18 protein-coding genes are annotated in these 16981 nt (G+C 36.7%); 15 read left to right on the top strand and 3 right to left on the bottom strand.

Annotated elements, in window-relative coordinates; genetic code table 11:
* Positions 1-21 precede the first annotated feature (21 nt).
* Together dnaN and dnaA are read right to left on the bottom strand one after the other, a co-directional pair.
* The gene (gene dnaN / locus V1224_15490; protein WWR15848.1) at positions 22-1131 is read right to left on the bottom strand and encodes a DNA polymerase III subunit beta; all 1110 of its coding nucleotides are present in this window, start codon (positions 1129-1131) and stop codon (positions 22-24) included.
* Between the two features lie 212 nt (positions 1132-1343).
* Positions 1344-2699 carry a chromosomal replication initiator protein DnaA gene (dnaA, locus tag V1224_15495; GenBank protein WWR15849.1) on the bottom strand — a complete coding sequence of 452 codons (1356 nt, stop codon included), beginning with the start codon at positions 2697-2699 and terminating at the stop codon, positions 1344-1346.
* Positions 2700-2910: 211 nt separating this feature from the next.
* Here dnaA and rpmH point away from each other — a divergent pair, with 211 nt between their 5' ends.
* From rpmH to rsmG, 8 genes are all read left to right on the top strand, one after another.
* A complete protein-coding gene (rpmH, locus tag V1224_15500) occupies positions 2911-3045 on the top strand; it encodes a 50S ribosomal protein L34 (protein ID WWR15850.1) in 135 nt (44 codons plus the stop codon).
* A gap of 52 nt (positions 3046-3097) precedes the next feature.
* Positions 3098-3436, top strand: a complete 339-nt coding sequence (gene rnpA / locus V1224_15505) for a ribonuclease P protein component (protein WWR15851.1) — start codon at positions 3098-3100, stop codon at positions 3434-3436.
* A gap of 37 nt (positions 3437-3473) precedes the next feature.
* The gene (yidD, locus tag V1224_15510; protein ID WWR15852.1) at positions 3474-3683 is read left to right on the top strand and encodes a membrane protein insertion efficiency factor YidD; all 210 of its coding nucleotides are present in this window, start codon (positions 3474-3476) and stop codon (positions 3681-3683) included.
* Positions 3684-3695: 12 nt separating this feature from the next.
* Positions 3696-5003: a YidC/Oxa1 family membrane protein insertase gene (locus V1224_15515; protein ID WWR15853.1), complete on the top strand. Its 1308-nt coding sequence runs from the start codon at positions 3696-3698 to the stop codon at positions 5001-5003.
* Between the two features lie 12 nt (positions 5004-5015).
* Positions 5016-5639 (top strand): RNA-binding cell elongation regulator Jag/EloR, encoded by a 624-nt coding sequence (jag, locus tag V1224_15520; GenBank protein WWR15854.1) that lies wholly within the window; start codon positions 5016-5018, stop codon positions 5637-5639.
* A 76-nt stretch (positions 5640-5715) separates the two neighbouring features.
* On the top strand, positions 5716-7098 hold the full coding sequence (gene mnmE, locus V1224_15525; protein WWR15855.1) for a tRNA uridine-5-carboxymethylaminomethyl(34) synthesis GTPase MnmE: 1383 nt from the start codon (positions 5716-5718) through the stop codon (positions 7096-7098).
* A 15-nt stretch (positions 7099-7113) separates the two neighbouring features.
* On the top strand, positions 7114-9030 hold the full coding sequence (mnmG, locus tag V1224_15530; protein ID WWR15856.1) for a tRNA uridine-5-carboxymethylaminomethyl(34) synthesis enzyme MnmG: 1917 nt from the start codon (positions 7114-7116) through the stop codon (positions 9028-9030).
* Positions 9031-9039: 9 nt separating this feature from the next.
* Positions 9040-9789: a 16S rRNA (guanine(527)-N(7))-methyltransferase RsmG gene (gene rsmG, locus V1224_15535; GenBank protein ID WWR15857.1), complete on the top strand. Its 750-nt coding sequence runs from the start codon at positions 9040-9042 to the stop codon at positions 9787-9789.
* Here the strand turns inward: rsmG and V1224_15540 are convergent.
* Positions 9786-10733, bottom strand: coding sequence for an alpha/beta fold hydrolase (locus tag V1224_15540; GenBank protein ID WWR15858.1), 948 nt, complete (start codon positions 10731-10733; stop codon positions 9786-9788). The two genes, rsmG and V1224_15540, sit on opposite strands and share 4 nt — an antisense overlap.
* 96 nt (positions 10734-10829) lie before the next feature.
* Between V1224_15540 and V1224_15545 the strand changes: the two genes are divergently transcribed.
* The 7 genes from V1224_15545 (at position 10830) to serS (ending at position 16945) form a co-directional block, all read left to right on the top strand.
* Positions 10830-11477 (top strand): sensor histidine kinase, encoded by a 648-nt coding sequence (locus tag V1224_15545; protein WWR15859.1) that lies wholly within the window; start codon positions 10830-10832, stop codon positions 11475-11477.
* 4 nt (positions 11478-11481) lie between these two features.
* On the top strand, positions 11482-12126 hold the full coding sequence (locus V1224_15550) for a response regulator transcription factor (protein WWR15860.1): 645 nt from the start codon (positions 11482-11484) through the stop codon (positions 12124-12126).
* 240 nt (positions 12127-12366) lie between these two features.
* A complete protein-coding gene (locus tag V1224_15555) occupies positions 12367-13134 on the top strand; it encodes an AAA family ATPase (GenBank protein WWR15861.1) in 768 nt (255 codons plus the stop codon).
* Position 13135: 1 nt separating this feature from the next.
* The gene (locus V1224_15560) at positions 13136-14029 is read left to right on the top strand and encodes a ParB/RepB/Spo0J family partition protein (GenBank protein WWR15862.1); all 894 of its coding nucleotides are present in this window, start codon (positions 13136-13138) and stop codon (positions 14027-14029) included.
* Positions 14030-14056: 27 nt separating this feature from the next.
* Positions 14057-14569: a DUF4446 family protein gene (locus tag V1224_15565; GenBank protein ID WWR15863.1), complete on the top strand. Its 513-nt coding sequence runs from the start codon at positions 14057-14059 to the stop codon at positions 14567-14569.
* A 10-nt stretch (positions 14570-14579) separates the two neighbouring features.
* Positions 14580-15638 (top strand): HD domain-containing phosphohydrolase, encoded by a 1059-nt coding sequence (locus V1224_15570; GenBank protein ID WWR15864.1) that lies wholly within the window; start codon positions 14580-14582, stop codon positions 15636-15638.
* A 29-nt stretch (positions 15639-15667) separates the two neighbouring features.
* Entirely contained in the window at positions 15668-16945 is a 1278-nt protein-coding gene (serS, locus tag V1224_15575) for a serine--tRNA ligase (GenBank protein ID WWR15865.1), read from the top strand.
* Positions 16946-16981 lie beyond the last annotated feature (36 nt).

Here is a 16981-nt window from a genome sequence, read left to right on the forward strand (position 1 = left end):
TCTAATCATACGATCTTCAATTTATGAGACAGTGGTAAAATTGACCGGCAAAATCAAATAAATATAGTTTTCTCCGGAATCCCTGATAAAACAAGGCGCCTTGGGATTTACCATATAGACGTCGATCTCTTCGTCGTCAATCACTTTCAGAGCGTCAATCAGGAATTTTGGATTAAAACCGATCATAATATCTTTGCCGCTTTTTTTGATGTCGATTTCCTCATTCATGCTTCCGACAGTAGAATTGATCTTTAATTCCATGCCATTGTCAGTGATCGTGATGATAACCGGTTTTTTATCACCCTCTTTTACGAGTAGTGTCGCTCTGTCTATACAATTTAAAAATTCTTTTTTATTAATCTTAATCTTTGTCTCATAGTCTTTGGAAAGCATCTGATCGATCTTGAAATATTCTCCTTCGATCAGACGGGAGACAACGACCGTATTATCAAACTCAAATACGATATGTTTATTCGTAAAGAAGATAGAGACGTCTTTATCAGTGTCTCCACTGAGGATTTTACTGATTTCACTCAGCGTTTTGCCTGGGACGACAACTTTTCTGTTCGGATAAAAATTCTTTAACTTAATATTTCTGATAGAAATTCTATGACCGTCAAGCGAGACAACTTTCAGATTATCTTCCCTGATCTCAAACAATTCCCCTGTCATCAGTTTGTTATTATCATTGTCAGCGATGGAAAAGATGGTCTGTCTGACTACTTCTTTTAATGTAAACTGAGAAACGATAATGGAATCGTTTCTTTCGATTACAGGAAGATAAGAAAAATCGTCACCTGACTTTCCGATGATATTAAATTTTGCTTTTTCACAGATGATTGTTGTCTTAAAGGAATCATCCGTCTCGATTATTATGTCATTATCAGGAAGTTTTCGGACAATCTCCAGAAAAATCTTAGCATCCAGTGCAATCATTCCTTTTTCCAGAATATCGCCTTTTATCTTTGTCTCTATGCCGAGTTCCATATTATTTGCAGTCAATGTAATACTGCTTCTTCTGGCATCTATGAGAATACATTCCAAAATAGACATTGTCGTCTTACTGGGTACTGCCTTTGATACGATCTGTACACCGTTTAATAAGTTGGCTTTCGAACATTTTAACTTCATCAGTGGATAACTTCCTTTCTTCAATTTGAATAACACGTCAACGTGAAATTAACAATATATATAATATGAATTCAGTAATCGTATTAATAGAGGCTGTGAATTTGTTTATATCCCCCATATTATACTATTTTCAAGGGAAATTGAAAATATTTTACAAGTGAAAAACTTGGAACAGCCAGTGAATAAAAGCGGACAAGTGTTAATAACTTTTGTCAGGGGTTCAATTTTTTGATGATAATATCGACTTTGTTTTTTAGTTCTTCATCTTTTTTCATCTCTTCTGTGATTTTATTCACACCATGAATCACAGTCGTATGGTCTTTTTTGTTCAAAAGTTTTGCAATGTTGGCAAAAGGAATATCAACTAGATTCCGGCAGAGATACATGACGACATGTCTTGGTTGAATCAGTTCGCCATTTCTTTTTTTGGAAGTAATATCGTCAGGATTGATATGATAATGTTCCGCCACAGTTTCCAGTATCAGGTTTGGCGTTATCGTTTTTGGTTTATCAGGATAAATAATGTCTTTCAGGGCATCCTCAGCCATTGCCATCGTCATTTCTTCTACTTTATTTAACCTGATAAAGGCTATGATCTTGTTGAATGCGCCTTCCAGTTCCCGGATATTGGATTTGATGTTGGTGGCAATGTAATCCAATATGTCATCACTGATGTCTTTGTCGAAGTTTTCCGCATTTTTGCGAAGGATTGCCATTCTTGTCTCATAATCCGGTATTTGAATATCTGCAATTAGTCCCCACTCGAAACGGGAACGGAATCTTTCTTCCAGCGTTTCCATATCTTTCGGTGGTTTATCTGAGGACAGTATGATCTGTTTTCTGGCAGAATGCAGTACATTAAATGTGTGGAAAAATTCTTCCTGCGTACTTTCTTTACCAATGATAAATTGGATGTCGTCGATCAAAAGGACATCGACCGTTCTGTATTTCTCCCGAAGATTTGTCATGGCGGCGGCATTACCGCTGCGGATTGATTCAATTACTTCGTTGGTAAACTGTTCACTTGTCACATAGAGTACTTTCATATTAGGGTTTTGTTCTAATATAAAGTGTCCGATGGAATGCATCAGATGGGTCTTCCCAAGACCCGCTCCGCCGTACAGATAGAGAGGGTTATAGGTGACGCCTGGGGATTCTGCCACTGCCAGTGATGCGGAATGTGCGAATTTGTTGTTGCTGCCGACGACAAAAGTGGAAAATTTATATTTGGGATTCAGGTTTGCACTTTCATAATTGGCCAGATAACTGGGGTCTGTGATCTTGGACTCCTTGATTTCTTTTTCCTGATCTTTTTCCAATATAAATGTAACTTTATATTCGTGTTCCATCAGCTCGGTAATCGTTACCTGAAAGTAACTTTTATATTTGCTGGAAATATATTTCAGGGCATAAGACTGATCAGAAGGTATGGAAATAATCACAGTGTCATCTTCGATTTTGTAAAATTGAAGAGGGGCGACCCATGTATTATAAGAAATGTCTGACAGGTCATATTCTTTTTTTACAGTTTCTTTAATGGTCTCCCATTTGTTTTTCAGTTCTTCCATCTTCTGATTCTCCTGATCATAAAATATCTCTACTATATATTACCTTATATAAATAAAAATTTCAAATCTATATTTTTACACATGTTATCCACACTTTATACACATTCTGTGGATAATAAACACAGAATTGAAAAGATTGTCTTGACTTAAAACCTTTCTTCTTATATAATTGTAACGATATTTTCCATAAGATTAAAGGAGGTGTATCAATATGAAAATGACATTTCAGCCTAAGAAGAGACAGAGAGCAAAAGTTCATGGTTTTCGTTCCAGAATGAGCAGTCCGGGCGGAAGAAAAGTAATCGCTGCAAGAAGAGCAAAGGGAAGAAAGAGATTATCAGCATAGGCCGCAATTATGTGGCCTTTTTTTCTCTTTTCCTGGAAAAAGGCTTTTGTTTATGGTATTTTCGGAATCTTTAAAGAAGAATAAGGATTTTCAGTCTGTATATAAAAATGGCAGATGTTTTGCCAATAAATATTTGGTAATGTATATTATGGAGAATGATCAAAGCAGAAACAGATTGGGAATATCAGTGAGCAAAAAGGTAGGAAACAGTGTTGTAAGACATCGTATTACAAGATTGATCCGTGAAAGTTACAGACTACACGAAAGCATATTTAATAGTGGTTTAGATATGGTAGTCATTGCAAGAGTCAGTGCAGCGGAAGTATCTTATCAGAAAATAGAAAGTGCTCTGCTGCATTTAGGCAGGCTTCATAAGATTTTACATGATTAATATTCAAAGGGAACTTATGAGGCGTTTGGAATTTATTATGAAAAAAATATTTATTTTTATAATAAAATTTTATCAAAAGTACATTTCTCCGATGAAAAGAACGAGATGTCCTTATACTCCTTCCTGTTCTCAGTACGGTCTGGAAGCGATTGAAAAATATGGTGTGATTAAGGGCGGTTGGCTTGCTGTCTGGAGAATACTCAGATGTAATCCCTTTTCAAAAGGAGGATATGATCCTGTTCCTTAAGATGATAAGGAGATGTTTAAGGAGGACAAAAAATTGTCAGGTGGTATTTTATTGACCCAGCAGTCGGGCATTTTAAGGCCAGTTGCCATTCTTTTGGGATATTTAATGGATGGTATTTTTATTTTACTGGATAAAATGAGTATTCCCAATGTTGGTTTGGCTATTATTTTATTTACGATCGTGATTTATGCGTGTATGACACCACTTACGATCAAGCAGCAGAAGTTTTCGAAACTTTCCGCAAAGATGAATCCTGAACTCCAGGCTATTCAAAAGAAATATAAGAACAAAAAAGATAATGAGTCAATGATGGCGATGAATGAGGAGACGAAAGCTATCTATGATAAATACGGCGTTTCTCCTACAGGGAGTTGCCTTCAGCTTTTGATTCAGATGCCGATTCTTTTTGCTCTTTATCGTGTTATCTATTCGATGCCGGCTTATGTACAGCAGATCAAGGCAGCCTTTTTTCCTCTTGTGGACAAGCTGATTGCACAGGATGGCAGTATGGAACTGATCCAGGGTTTTAAAAATGCCAATATGTATGCAAAGCAGTTTACCAATGAGGCTTTTTTGAATGGTACGACTTCTTATGTACAGAATACTTATATTGATTGTCTGAATAAGGCTTCCACAGCCGAATGGCAGAGTATTGTGGATAAGTTCCCAAGTCTGTCAGCAGATGTGTCGAGTACGGTTGAAAAATTAAGCGAGTACAATAATTTTTTGGGAATGAATATTTCGGATTCTCCTTCTTTTATCGTGATGAATGCTTTTAAGTCCGGTGCTTATCTGATGATTATTGCGGCGCTTATGGTTCCTCTTCTGGCTGCGCTTACGCAGTGGGTTAATTTTAAGCTGATGCCCCAGCCGCAGACGGGAAGCAATAATGGTCAGGACAGTGTGGCTGCTTCGATGAAGACAATGAATATGATGATGCCTGTTATGTCAGCAGTTTTCTGCTTTACACTTCCGGCCGGTATGGGTATCTACTGGATTGCCGGCGCGATCGTCAGAAGTATTCAGCAGGTATTGATCAATAAGCATATTGATAAGATCGATATGGATGAAGTGATCAGAAAAAATGTGGAAAAACGTGAGAAAAAGATGGAAAAGATGGGCGTTTCCGGGCAGCAGTTAAATGATTATGCCGGTATGAGTACGAGAAAGATGAACAGTTCGAAGTCGAAGTATACCGAAGCAGAGAAAGAAGAAATGCTCAGAAAAGCCAATGAATATTATTCCGGAAGTTTGAAACCAGGAAGTATTGCAGCAAAGGCAAATATGGTAAAAGAGTATAACGAGAAAAATAATAAGTAGGAGGAAGCCATCATGGATTTTATAGAAATAAGCGCTAAAACAGTGGATGATGCAATTACGGAAGCATGTCAGAAATTATCTGTTACAAGTAATAAGCTGGAATATGAAGTGATCGAAGAAGGTTCTGCCGGATTTTTGGGAATCGGCGCAAAACCGGCTGTGATTAAGGCAAAAGTGAAATCTTCCGTGCAGGATGTTGCAAAGACATTCTTGAATGACGTGTTTGAAGCTATGAATCTCACAGTTGTCATTACAATTAAATATGATGAACTTGACAATTTGATGGATATTGATCTGAGCGGCGATGAAATGGGAGTTCTGATCGGAAAAAGAGGACAGACATTGGATTCGCTTCAGTATTTGACTTCTCTTGTTGTGAATAAAGATGTGGAAAACTATATTCGTGTGAAGGTGGATACGGAGAATTACAGGAAGAGAAGAAAAGATACGCTGGAAAATCTTGCTAAAAATATTGCATTTAAAGTAAAGAGAACAAAACGTCCTGTATCTTTGGAGCCAATGAATCCATACGAGAGAAGGATCATTCATTCTGCGCTCCAGAATGACAGGTATGTAACGACACATAGTGAAGGGGATGAGCCTTTCCGCAGGGTAGTAGTTACATTGAAAAAGTAATTGGGAAGGTGTATATCTTTTTTGATATACACCTTTTTGTTTTTATGTCTGGGCCAGGATGAAGTTTGGAGGAATTATGAGGACAGAGACGATCACTGCAGTTGCAACTGCCATGTCGCAGTCAGGTATCAGTATTATCAGAATCAGTGGAGAGGAAGCGGTTTCGGTTGCAGATCATATATTTCGGACAAAGAGTAAAAAATCTATTCTGAAGGAAGCGGATAGTCATACGATTCATTATGGTTTTATTTATGACGGCGATGAGATTGTCGATGAGGTGATGGTTTCTCTGATGAGGGCGCCCCGAAGTTATACGATGGAAGATACGGTTGAGATCAACTGTCATGGCGGTGTTTTTATTACGGAGCGTATTTTGGAGCTTGTATTAAAACATGGGGCAAGACTTGCCGAACCAGGAGAGTTTACGAAGCGTGCTTTTCTGAATGGAAGAATTGATCTCTCAAAGGCGGAGGCAGTCATGGATGTGATTCATTCTTCGAATGATTTTGCATTGAAGTCTTCTATCAGTCAGCTTCGGGGATCTGTCTCTGCAGTTATCAGACAATTAAGGGAAACAATTATTTTTGAGATTGCATTGATTGAATCTGCACTTGATGATCCGGAACATATCAGTTTGGATGGATATGAAGAACGATTGTCAGTAATATTGCAAAAATTAATTTTAAAATTAAAAAATTTGCTGGATTGTGCGGATAATGGTAGAATAATAAAAGAAGGCATTAAAACAGTAATACTTGGAAAACCAAATGTCGGAAAATCTTCTCTGTTGAATCTGCTTGCAGGGGAGGAGAAGGCGATTGTCACGCATATTGCGGGTACGACGAGAGATACACTGGAGGAATCAATAAAAATAAAAGGAATTGGACTGCGTATTATGGATACGGCAGGGATTCGTTCTACGAATGATCTTGTAGAGAAGATTGGTGTGGAACGGGCAATTCAATTTGCATTAAATGCTGATTTAATTTTATATATTATTGATTCTTCGGTTCCATTTGATGAAAATGATGTCTCTATTTTTTCGTTTGTAAAAGATAAAAATACGATTATACTTTTGAACAAAACAGATCTTCCTGCCGTTGTGACAGAAGATATAATAAGAGAGAAGTTAGGAGAAGATTTTCCGATTATAAAAATATCTGCGGTTGAAAACACAGGGATTGATGAATTGGAAGAGATGATATGGAAGCTGTTTTTCAGGGGAAAGATTTCATTTGAGAATGAGATTTATATTACAAATACGAGACATAAAGAGGCGATCAGGGAAGCCTACGAAAGTCTCCTGATGGTGGAGAGAAGTATCTCTCTTCATATGCCGGAAGATTTTTATTCGATTGATCTGATGAATGCCTATGCTTCTCTTGGACGAGTGATTGGAGAAGAAGTGGAAGAAGATCTTGTAAATGAGATTTTTTCAAAATTTTGTATGGGGAAATAAAGGAGTTTACGGTAGATGCCTGAAGTGAGAATAAAAACAGATGTGTGTGTAGTTGGCGCAGGCCATGCAGGTTGTGAAGCGGCGCTTGCCTGTGCGCGGCTTGGTATGGATACGGTTATTTTTACGGTCAGCGTAGATAGTATTGCACTTATGCCCTGTAATCCCAATGTGGGAGGTTCATCGAAAGGGCATCTCGTGAGAGAATTGGATGCGCTCGGCGGAGAGATGGGAAAGAATATTGACAAGACGTTTATTCAGTCAAAGATGCTCAATATTTCAAAAGGACCCGCGGTTCATTCTCTTCGTGCGCAGGCAGATAAGGCAGATTATACCCGGGAGATGCGCAGAGTAATCGAAAACCAGGAACATCTGATTGTAAAGCAGGCTGAAGTATGTGAAATTTTATCGGAGGATTGCGATGATCCTGCCGGTATTGTCGTAAAGAGAGTGACAGGTGTGAAAACAAGTACCGGTATTGTTTATGAAAGTAAGGCTGTCATTCTCTGTACGGGTACTTATCTGAATGCCAGATGTCTCTGTGGGGAATCAATCACTTATACCGGACCGAATGGTCTGCAGCCGGCCAATTTTCTGACAGATTCCATGGAAAAACTTGGGATTGAGATGCGACGTTTTAAGACAGGAACACCGGCGAGAATGGATAGAAGATCTCTTGACTTTACTAAAATGGAAGAACAGTTTGGAGATGAAAGAGTCGTCCCTTTTTCTTTTTCTACAAAGGAAGAAGATGTTCAGATTGATCAGGTTTCCTGTTATCTTACTTATACGAATGCAAAGACACATGAGATTATTCGGGCGAATCTGGATCGTTCACCGATTTATGCCGGAATTATTGAGGGGGTAGGACCGAGATATTGTCCTTCTATAGAAGATAAAGTTGTTAAATTTTCCGATAAAGAAAGACATCAGGTGTTTATAGAACCGGAAGGGATACATACGAATGAAATGTACGTAGGAGGAATGTCTTCCTCTCTTCCGGAAGATGTGCAGCTTGCCATGTATCAGACTGTGCCTGGTCTGGAGCATTGTCGGATTGTCAGAAATGCTTATGCGATCGAATATGATTGTATCAATGCAGTGCAGTTAAAGTCTTCGTTGGAATTTAAGAAGATAAAGGGACTTTTTGGAGCTGGACAGTTGAATGGAAGCAGCGGATATGAGGAAGCAGCCGCTCAGGGATTGATTGCGGGAATTAATGCTGTGATGGGGATCAAGGGTAGAGAACCTTTGATTTTAGACAGATCGGAAGCATATATTGGTGTATTGATTGATGATCTTGTTACGAAGGAGACACCAGAGCCATATCGGATGATGACTTCAAGAGCCGAATATCGTCTTTTGCTCCGTCAGGATAATGCCGATTTGCGGCTGAGAAAAAAGGGATATGAAGTAGGTTTGATTACGGAAGAACAGTATCAGAACATATGTTTGAAAGAATCTATGATTTCAAATGAGATCGAGAGATTGAAAACTACTTCTGTCGGTGCGTCTTCTGACATACAGAAATTTCTACGAGATCATGGAAGCGCTGAGCTCAGGACTGGTACCTGTTTGTCGGAATTGATGTGCAGGCCGGAATTATCTTATGATTTGTTACAGGAGATTGATCATAAACGGAAACCTTTGCCGAAGAGCGTAATTGAGCAGGTGGAGATTGAAATCAAATATGAAGGATATATTTCCAGGCAGCTTCGTCAGGTAGAGCAGTTCAAAAAAATGGAGAAGAAGAGGATTCCCGAGGTTTTGGATTACGATGATGTTCCCAGTCTCCGGATTGAGGCGAGACAGAAGTTGATTGCTTACCGTCCATCTTCCGTTGGACAGGCTTCGAGAATATCTGGAGTATCTCCTGCAGATATATCCGTGTTATTGATATATTTGGAGCATTATAATAAATACAGAGGAGTTTAGAAATAGCAGATGGTGACAGAGGATACAATTTTATTGGAGAAGTATGAGACGAGTTATTTTGTCGAAGATTTGCAGGAATTGTCGCTTACCTTAGATAAACGACAAATATGTCAGTTTTTAAAGTATTATAATCTTCTTGTTGAATGGAATTCGTTTATGAATTTAACAGGGATTACGGAATATCCGGAAGTCATTAAGAAACATTTTATTGACAGTCTTTCCGTTGTCAAATGTATTGATCTTTTAAAAATAAATTCGGTCATTGATATTGGTACAGGAGCGGGTTTTCCAGGAATTCCTTTGAAGATTGTATTTCCTCATTTGAAAATTACACTGTTGGATTCTTTACAGAAGAGAATTCGTTTTCTTGATGAAGTGATCGGAGAATTGGAACTTTCCGGGATTGAGACGATACACGGAAGAGCGGAAGAGTTTGCAAAGCCGGATAAATTACGGGCAAAGTATGATTTGTCTGTTTCAAGGGCAGTAGCAAATTTATCTACACTCTCAGAATACTGTATTCCTTTTGTTAAAAAAGATGGTTTCTTTCTGTCTTATAAATCCGAGAAAATTTCGGAGGAGTTATCAATGGCAGAGCGGGCGATCCATGTATTAGGAGGTGAATTGATGGACAGAGTAGATTTTACGCTTCCTCGTACAGATATGAAACGAACGATTCTTCTTATAAAAAAAGTAAAGGAAACTCCGCTTAAGTTTCCACGTAAGTCGGGGCTTCCTTCAAAAGAACCGATTCATTAATTTAAAAATATATCAAGTTGATTTATTACTTTTTGTGGTGCTTCCAAATGGGGATACTGTTTTGTGTCAGAGATATAAATGGTTTCAATGGAATTATTATAGGATAAATAACTTTTTACTATTGATTCGCTCTCCTTTTTTTCTTTGCCCGCAATAATAAATATACTGTGATTGATTTCTTTTAATGAGTGTAAAATATTGAGATTCATATATCTTCCAATATAACTGGAAAATGAATATTTTGAATTATAATCATTGATATGACTGGATTCTATATAGGCCATAATTTCTTCTTTTTCAATTCGGTCAGCATTGGCATAATAGTATTTACGGAATAATTTTTTGTAAGAATATTTGGAAGTAATTATATTGTAAATGAAAGTTCCCAGTATTGGGGTGTCTATGATTATTTTAAGTGCCTTTGTTTTTTTGGAAGGTATTAAGTGAAACTGATACAGGCTTTGAGGATTAATGAAGAACAGTTTATTAAATACTTCCGGGTTGTTGTGGCATGTCATGACTACAAGTGAAGAGGAGTCTCCTGTTGCTATGACATTTGTTTTTCTTCCAATGACAGTCTTTATAAAATCCGTAATTAATTGCACATATAGAAAACTGGTGTAAGTGATATTTGGTTTATCAGAGAGTCCATAGCCAAGCATATCGATACAGTAGACTTCATATTGTTTAGAAAGTTGGTCGATTATTTTATGAAATTCATAACCAGAGCTTCCAACCGTAAGGTCATGGATCAAAAGAAGTGGTGTACCGTTTCCTCTTTTGGTATAACGAATTTTCCCAAATCGCCATTCATAGTATTGATTGTATGTGCTGCTTAATATTTCTCTGGCAGTGGATGCAGAATATTGTATTTTGTTTATAATATGGATTGCCGTAGTGATAGTACTGGCAATTATGGCGATTTTATTACTATTTTTATTCATGGCAAACCTCTTTTTTTATTTTATTATATAAGAAAAGCGGAGAGGTTACAAGAAAGAAATTTTTTATAAAATTAATAATATTTAAAGGGAGATATTATGACAGACAGAGAGAAAAAATTGGCTTTTGATATTCAAGAGCTGGACAGAAAAAGGATAGCGAGAGAAATTCATGATGTACCGCTTCAAAATTTGACACATGTTGTGCACAATCTTGAGTTGGCGTCTCTTTATATGGATAAAGATATTGTGCAGGCAAAACTGGAAATTGCTTCAATCACAAAAAATATAAATGATACGATCCAGGAGATCAGGGATATTATCTATGACCTTCGACCGATGATCTTTGATGATCTTGGTTTGCGGGAAGCAATCGAAAGACATCTTGCCAGAATTAAAGAAATATCGGATATGGTTATTTTATCGGAAATTGATGAGATAGATCTGAATAAGTCTGATAGTCTTACTATTTTTCGAATTATCCAGGAGTCAGTAAACAATGCCTGTAAACATTCTCAAGGAAGAAATTTAAAAGTATTATTAAAGAATAATCCGGAATACATAGAAATTTATGTAGAGGATGATGGTGTCGGTTTTGATCTGGAGCAATATAAAATAAGTAATAGAAATTTCGGGCTGATCGTATTAAAGGACAGGGTAGAATCTATATCAGGAAAAATGAGGATTACATCACTTCCTGGAATAGGGACGAAAGTTCATGTCATTATATTAAAAAAGAAAGGATGAAGAAATGGCAAGTATAAAAGTTATGATTGCAGACGATCATGTATTGGTAAGAGAAGGAATCAGACGTTTATTAGAATTTGATGGGGATATAGAAATAATAGCGGAAGCAGATAATGGTGTGAAATGTCTTGATATATTAAACTCTGTTTTACCTGAAGTTTTGTTGTTGGATATTAATATGCCACAGATGGATGGAATTGAAACATTACGGGAAATTAGAAGTAGAAAGATACCGGTTAAAGTTTTAATTTTGACAGTACACAATGAAAGTAATTATCTTGTTAAGGCAGTAGATATTGGTATTGATGGTTATCTATTGAAAAATTCCAGTTCTGAGGAACTGAAAAAGGCAATTAGATCTGTATTAAATGGTGAGTCGTATATTCAGCCGGAATTGATACCGGAGCTGAATTCACAGTTGATCCGCAAAAATGATCACAAAGAGAAAATAGATTCTTTAACTAAAAGAGAATTGGAAGTGCTTATTTTACTTGCACATGGGGTTTTTAATAAAGAAATTGCAGAAAAAATGGGGATTAGTGAGAGAACGGTTAAGAATCATATATCCAGTATATTTCGAAAAATAGATGTGTCAGATCGAACACAGGCTGCGGTTTTTGCTATTAAGAATGATTTGATTGTTATTTAAAATGTTTCACGTGAAACATTTTTTAGATTTTCATTTTCTGCTATTGTCATTGTGTTGATAATCAATATACAAAGAAAAGAGGACAATATATAAATAATACAATTATTGAAATCATTGTTACTAGATATAGATGTTTCACGTGAAACATTCATCAAGATATTGTTATAGATTCTATGATAATAAAGTGATATAATCATAACAATACATATAAATAAAAGTAAAAGAACGAAAGGTGAAATAATGGGAAGAATAATAGCAATCGCTAACCAAAAAGGTGGCGTGGGAAAGACAACGACATCAATTAATTTATCGGCATCTCTTGCTGCAAAAGGGAAGAAAGTATTAATGATCGATACAGATCCGCAGGGAAATGCAACAAGTGGATATGGTATTGATAAAAACGATTTGGAAAATACAATATATGAATTAATATTGGGAGAGTGTTCTATTCAAGATTGTATTATCAGCAATGTAATAGAGAATGTATCTATATTGCCCTCTAATGTAAATCTTGCAGCGGCAGAGATAGAATTAATTGGTGTAGAAAAGAAAGAGTTTATCTTAAAAAACGAGATGGATTGGATCAAGGACTCTTATGATTTTATTATTATAGATTGTCCACCTTCATTAAGTATGTTGACTGTCAATGCAATGACAACAGCAGACAGTGTGCTTGTACCAATTCAGTGTGAGTATTATGCTCTGGAAGGATTGAGTCAGCTAATACATACTGTGAATTTAGTAAAGGAAAGATTGAATCCTAAACTGGATATGGAAGGTGTAGTATTTACGATGTTTGATTCCAGAACTAATTTGTCTAATCAGGTCGTAAAGAATGTAAAGAAAAATTTACAACAAAATGTATATAAGACAATTATTCCTCGTAACATCAGATTAGCAGAAGCACCCAGCCATGGTATGCCAATCAATCTCTATGATCCCAAATCTGCGGGAACAAGCAGTTATATGTCGTTGGCGGATGAAGTAATAAACAGAAAGGATATTTGACATGGCAAGAGGATTAGGTAAAGGTCTGGATTCTTTGATTCCCAACGCAATCGGGGAAGGCAAAAAAAACAGTGATGACGTAAATAGCAATGGACAGGGTGAAAAAGGTTCTGAAACAGTTGTTAAAATTACATCGGTGGAACCAAACAGAGAACAACCACGTAAAAATTTTGATGAAGATGCTTTACAGGAGCTGGCAGATTCTATCAAGCAGTTTGGATTATTGCAGCCTATTCTTGTACAGGATCGGAAAGATCATTACGAGATCATTGCCGGAGAGAGAAGATGGAGAGCTGCAAAAATAGCAGGGTTGAAAGAAGTCCCTGTTATTATTAAGAATTTAGAGGAAAGAGAGATTGTAGAAATCTCTTTGATTGAAAATATTCAGAGAGAAAATTTAAATCCGATTGAAGAGGCACAGGCATATAAGAGACTGTTGACGGAATTCAATTTAAAACAGGATGAAGTAGCAGAAAGAGTTTCCAAGAGCAGGACAGCTGTTACCAACTCAATGAGACTGTTAAAACTGTGTGACGAAGTACAACAGATGGTAATTGACGATATGATTTCCACCGGCCATGCAAGGGCGATTCTTTCGATTGAAGATCCGGAACAACAATATATGATAGCACAGAAGATTTTTGATGAAAAGATGAGTGTCAGAGACGTAGAAAAGTTTATCAAGAATCTTAATAAACCAAATAGTAAAAAGATACAAAACAATGATAAAAATAAAAGTTTAGAATATATTTACCAGGATACTGCAGAAAAAATGAAGGAATCTCTGGGAACAAAAGTAAATATTTCTGCAAAAGATAACGGTAGTGGAAAGATAGAAATCGAATTCTTTTCACATGAGGACTTCGATCGGTTAGCTGGTATGATCATAAGATAAACAGAAAGAAGTATACGGAGGAGAATTATGTCTAGTGCACTATTAGAAAGTATGGGTCTTGGTTTTCTTGATATTGCTTATATTTTTATTGGGATGATCGGCATTATTTTGGTGATGTTTATATTGATCATTGTACAGATGGTAAAGTTATCTAAGTTAAAAAAGAAATATGAAAAATTTATGGGAGGAAAAGATGCCAAGAGTCTGGAGGAAAAAATAGCAAGTATTTTTGAGATAAACAATGCTCTAAAAGCAGCGGCAGACAAAAATAAAAAAGAAATTCGCAAATTATCCCATAATATGGAAGACACATATCAAAAATCGGGAATTGTAAAATACGATGCATTTCAGCAAATGGGAGGGAAGATGAGCTTTAGTCTGGCGTTGTTGAATAAAAGAGATGATGGTTTTATTATCAATACAGTACACAGCAGCGACGGGTGCTATTCTTATACAAAAGAAATCCATGGTGGAAAATGTGATATATCACTTGGAGAAGAAGAAGAAAGAGCATTGAGGATCGCAATCGGAGAAGAATAGGAAAGTAAGTATGAAAAAATACAGTATCTATGATATTAGGGGTGGTGAAATACTAGCCAATCCTATTATGACATCTTCTTATCAGATTTTGTTATCAGAGGGAACAGTATTACAAAAAGAGTATATAGAAAATTTTGAACAGCTTAATATTTCCTATGTTTATATTTATGAAGAAAAAGATATACTGAACAGAGACATTGAAAAGGCGAGAAAGGAAGCCGCAGATTACTTTAAGACGCAGGTAAAGAGTGTGCTGGAGAAACATATCTACTCAAAAAATAATAACCTGCAAAAATTGAGTGGGACAGCACATGGTATTATGGACAACATATTGAAAGAGAGGAAAATTGTTGAAGAGTTAATAGAAATGAAACAAAAGAGTGAAGATTTATACGAACATTCGCTTAATTGTTGTACACTTTCTATGATATTAAGTTTGCGTCTGAATTATAATAACGAAATCGTTCATGCAATCGGTGTGGGTTGTCTTTTGCATGATATAGGGCTCAGATTTATGTCTATCAAGTATCACAATATAAGTTTGTCCAATATGCCGGAGAATCAGAGGGCTGAATATAAAAAACATTCTATTTATGGATATTCTTCAGTTGAAAATGAGAACTGGCTGCATATGGTCAGTAAGGATATTATTTTATATCATCATGAGCGTATGGATGGGACAGGCTATCCGTTTCGTAAAAAGAAAGTTTCTGAACCGATTGCAATCGCAATCGTCTGTGATGTGTTTGATGAGATGGTTAGTGGAATTGGTTTTGAATATTCTAAAGTCCATAAAGCTATTGAATACTTAAAATGCTTTAGAAATGTTAAATTTGATGCTAAAATAGTAAATGAATTTTTAAAGGTTGTTGCAGCATATCCGGTTGGCAGTCATGTATTGACAAATAAAGGTGAAATAGGTATAGTTATCAGGCAGAACAAAGGATTTCCGGAGAGACCGGTGCTACGTATTGTGATTGACAGATACGGCAGAGACATCTGCAAAGATAATACAGTTGATCTGCTGAAGGAAAATTCTGTTTTTATTGAAGAAGTAATTAACGATTAAACGATAAGAGACGAAAGGGGTCAAATCAGATGATAGACATTAAATTTTTAAGAGAAAATCCGCAGATTGTAAAAGATAACATAAAAAAGAAATTTCAGGATGAAAAGCTGGCGTTAGTTGATGAAGTGATCGCCCTGGATGAAGAGAGTAGAAGGACTCAGAAAGATGCGGATGATTTGCGTGCTAATCGTAATAAGATTTCCAAACAGATCGGTGGTCTGATGGCACAGGGCAAAAAAGAGGAGGCAGAGGCCAAAAAAGCGGAAGTTGCTGCCGGCGCAAAACGTCTTTCAGAATTGGAAGAAAAAGAAAAAGAGTTACAGGACAAGATTACAAAAATAATGATGACAATTCCCAATATCATTGATCCCAGTGTTCCGATTGGTAAAAATGATACGGAAAATGTGGAAGTAACAAAATATGGGGAACCGGTGATTCCTGATTTTGAGATTCCCTACCATACGGATATTATGGAGGGGCTGCGTGGAATTGATCTTGACAGTGCAAGAAAAGTAGCCGGTAATGGTTTTTATTATCTGATGGGAGATATTGCGAGACTTCATTCCGCAGTGATCGCTTATGCAAGAGATTTTATGATCGGCAGAGGATTTACGTATTGTGTTCCCCCTTTTATGATTCGCAGCAATGTAGTGACCGGTGTCATGAGCTTTGCTGAAATGGATGCCATGATGTATAAAATAGAAGGAGAAGATTTATACTTAATTGGTACGAGTGAGCATTCCATGATCGGAAAATTTATCGATACGATTATCGCAGAAGAAAATCTCCCACAGACACTTACAAGTTATTCTCCTTGTTTCAGAAAAGAAAAGGGAGCTCATGGACTGGAGGAGAGAGGTGTCTATCGCATCCACCAGTTTGAAAAACAGGAGATGATTGTTGTCTGTAAACCAGAAGAATCTTCGATGTGGTTCGAAAAATTGTGGCAGAATACGGTCGATCTGTTCCGCTCTCTCGATATTCCTGTGAGAACACTGGAATGCTGTTCCGGCGATCTGGCTGATTTGAAAGTGAAGTCTTATGATGTGGAAGCATGGTCTCCCCGACAGCAAAAGTATTTTGAAGTAGGAAGTTGCTCCAATTTGGGAGATGCTCAGGCGAGAAGATTAAAAATTCGTGTCAATGGAGAAAAAGGAAAATATTTTGCTCATACATTAAATAATACGGTAGTCGCACCTCCGAGAATGTTAATTGCATTTTTGGAAAATAATCTTCAGGAAGATGGTTCGGTCAAAATCCCTGCTGTTTTACAGCCCTACATGGGAGGACAGACAGAGATCAGGTAATTTGTCAAGATGACCGATATATAAAAAAAGAAAGTT

The organism is Lachnospiraceae bacterium JLR.KK008 (assembly GCA_037015955.1).
Taxonomy (GTDB): Bacteria; Bacillota; Clostridia; order Lachnospirales; family Lachnospiraceae; genus VSOB01.

What these genes read in the sequence shown, in the direction of transcription:
- mnmG (WWR15856.1), top strand. Translation starts at nt 7,114, where the DNA reads ATGCCTGAAGTGAGAATAAAAACAGATGTGTGTGTAGTTGGCGCAGGC.
- yidD (WWR15852.1), top strand. Translation starts at nt 3,474, where the DNA reads ATGAAAAAAATATTTATTTTTATAATAAAATTTTATCAAAAGTACATT.
- V1224_15555 (WWR15861.1), top strand. Translation starts at nt 12,367, where the DNA reads ATGGGAAGAATAATAGCAATCGCTAACCAAAAAGGTGGCGTGGGAAAG.
- jag (WWR15854.1), top strand. Translation starts at nt 5,016, where the DNA reads ATGGATTTTATAGAAATAAGCGCTAAAACAGTGGATGATGCAATTACG.
- V1224_15560 (WWR15862.1), top strand. Translation starts at nt 13,136, where the DNA reads ATGGCAAGAGGATTAGGTAAAGGTCTGGATTCTTTGATTCCCAACGCA.
- rpmH (WWR15850.1), top strand. Translation starts at nt 2,911, where the DNA reads ATGAAAATGACATTTCAGCCTAAGAAGAGACAGAGAGCAAAAGTTCAT.
- mnmE (WWR15855.1), top strand. Translation starts at nt 5,716, where the DNA reads ATGAGGACAGAGACGATCACTGCAGTTGCAACTGCCATGTCGCAGTCA.
- dnaN (WWR15848.1), bottom strand. Translation starts at nt 1,131, where the DNA reads ATGAAGTTAAAATGTTCGAAAGCCAACTTATTAAACGGTGTACAGATC.
- V1224_15515 (WWR15853.1), top strand. Translation starts at nt 3,696, where the DNA reads ATGTTTAAGGAGGACAAAAAATTGTCAGGTGGTATTTTATTGACCCAG.
- serS (WWR15865.1), top strand. Translation starts at nt 15,668, where the DNA reads ATGATAGACATTAAATTTTTAAGAGAAAATCCGCAGATTGTAAAAGAT.
- V1224_15540 (WWR15858.1), bottom strand. Translation starts at nt 10,733, where the DNA reads ATGAATAAAAATAGTAATAAAATCGCCATAATTGCCAGTACTATCACT.
- rnpA (WWR15851.1), top strand. Translation starts at nt 3,098, where the DNA reads ATGGTATTTTCGGAATCTTTAAAGAAGAATAAGGATTTTCAGTCTGTA.
- dnaA (WWR15849.1), bottom strand. Translation starts at nt 2,699, where the DNA reads ATGGAAGAACTGAAAAACAAATGGGAGACCATTAAAGAAACTGTAAAA.
- V1224_15545 (WWR15859.1), top strand. Translation starts at nt 10,830, where the DNA reads ATGACAGACAGAGAGAAAAAATTGGCTTTTGATATTCAAGAGCTGGAC.
- V1224_15550 (WWR15860.1), top strand. Translation starts at nt 11,482, where the DNA reads ATGGCAAGTATAAAAGTTATGATTGCAGACGATCATGTATTGGTAAGA.
- V1224_15570 (WWR15864.1), top strand. Translation starts at nt 14,580, where the DNA reads ATGAAAAAATACAGTATCTATGATATTAGGGGTGGTGAAATACTAGCC.
- V1224_15565 (WWR15863.1), top strand. Translation starts at nt 14,057, where the DNA reads ATGTCTAGTGCACTATTAGAAAGTATGGGTCTTGGTTTTCTTGATATT.
- rsmG (WWR15857.1), top strand. Translation starts at nt 9,040, where the DNA reads ATGGTGACAGAGGATACAATTTTATTGGAGAAGTATGAGACGAGTTAT.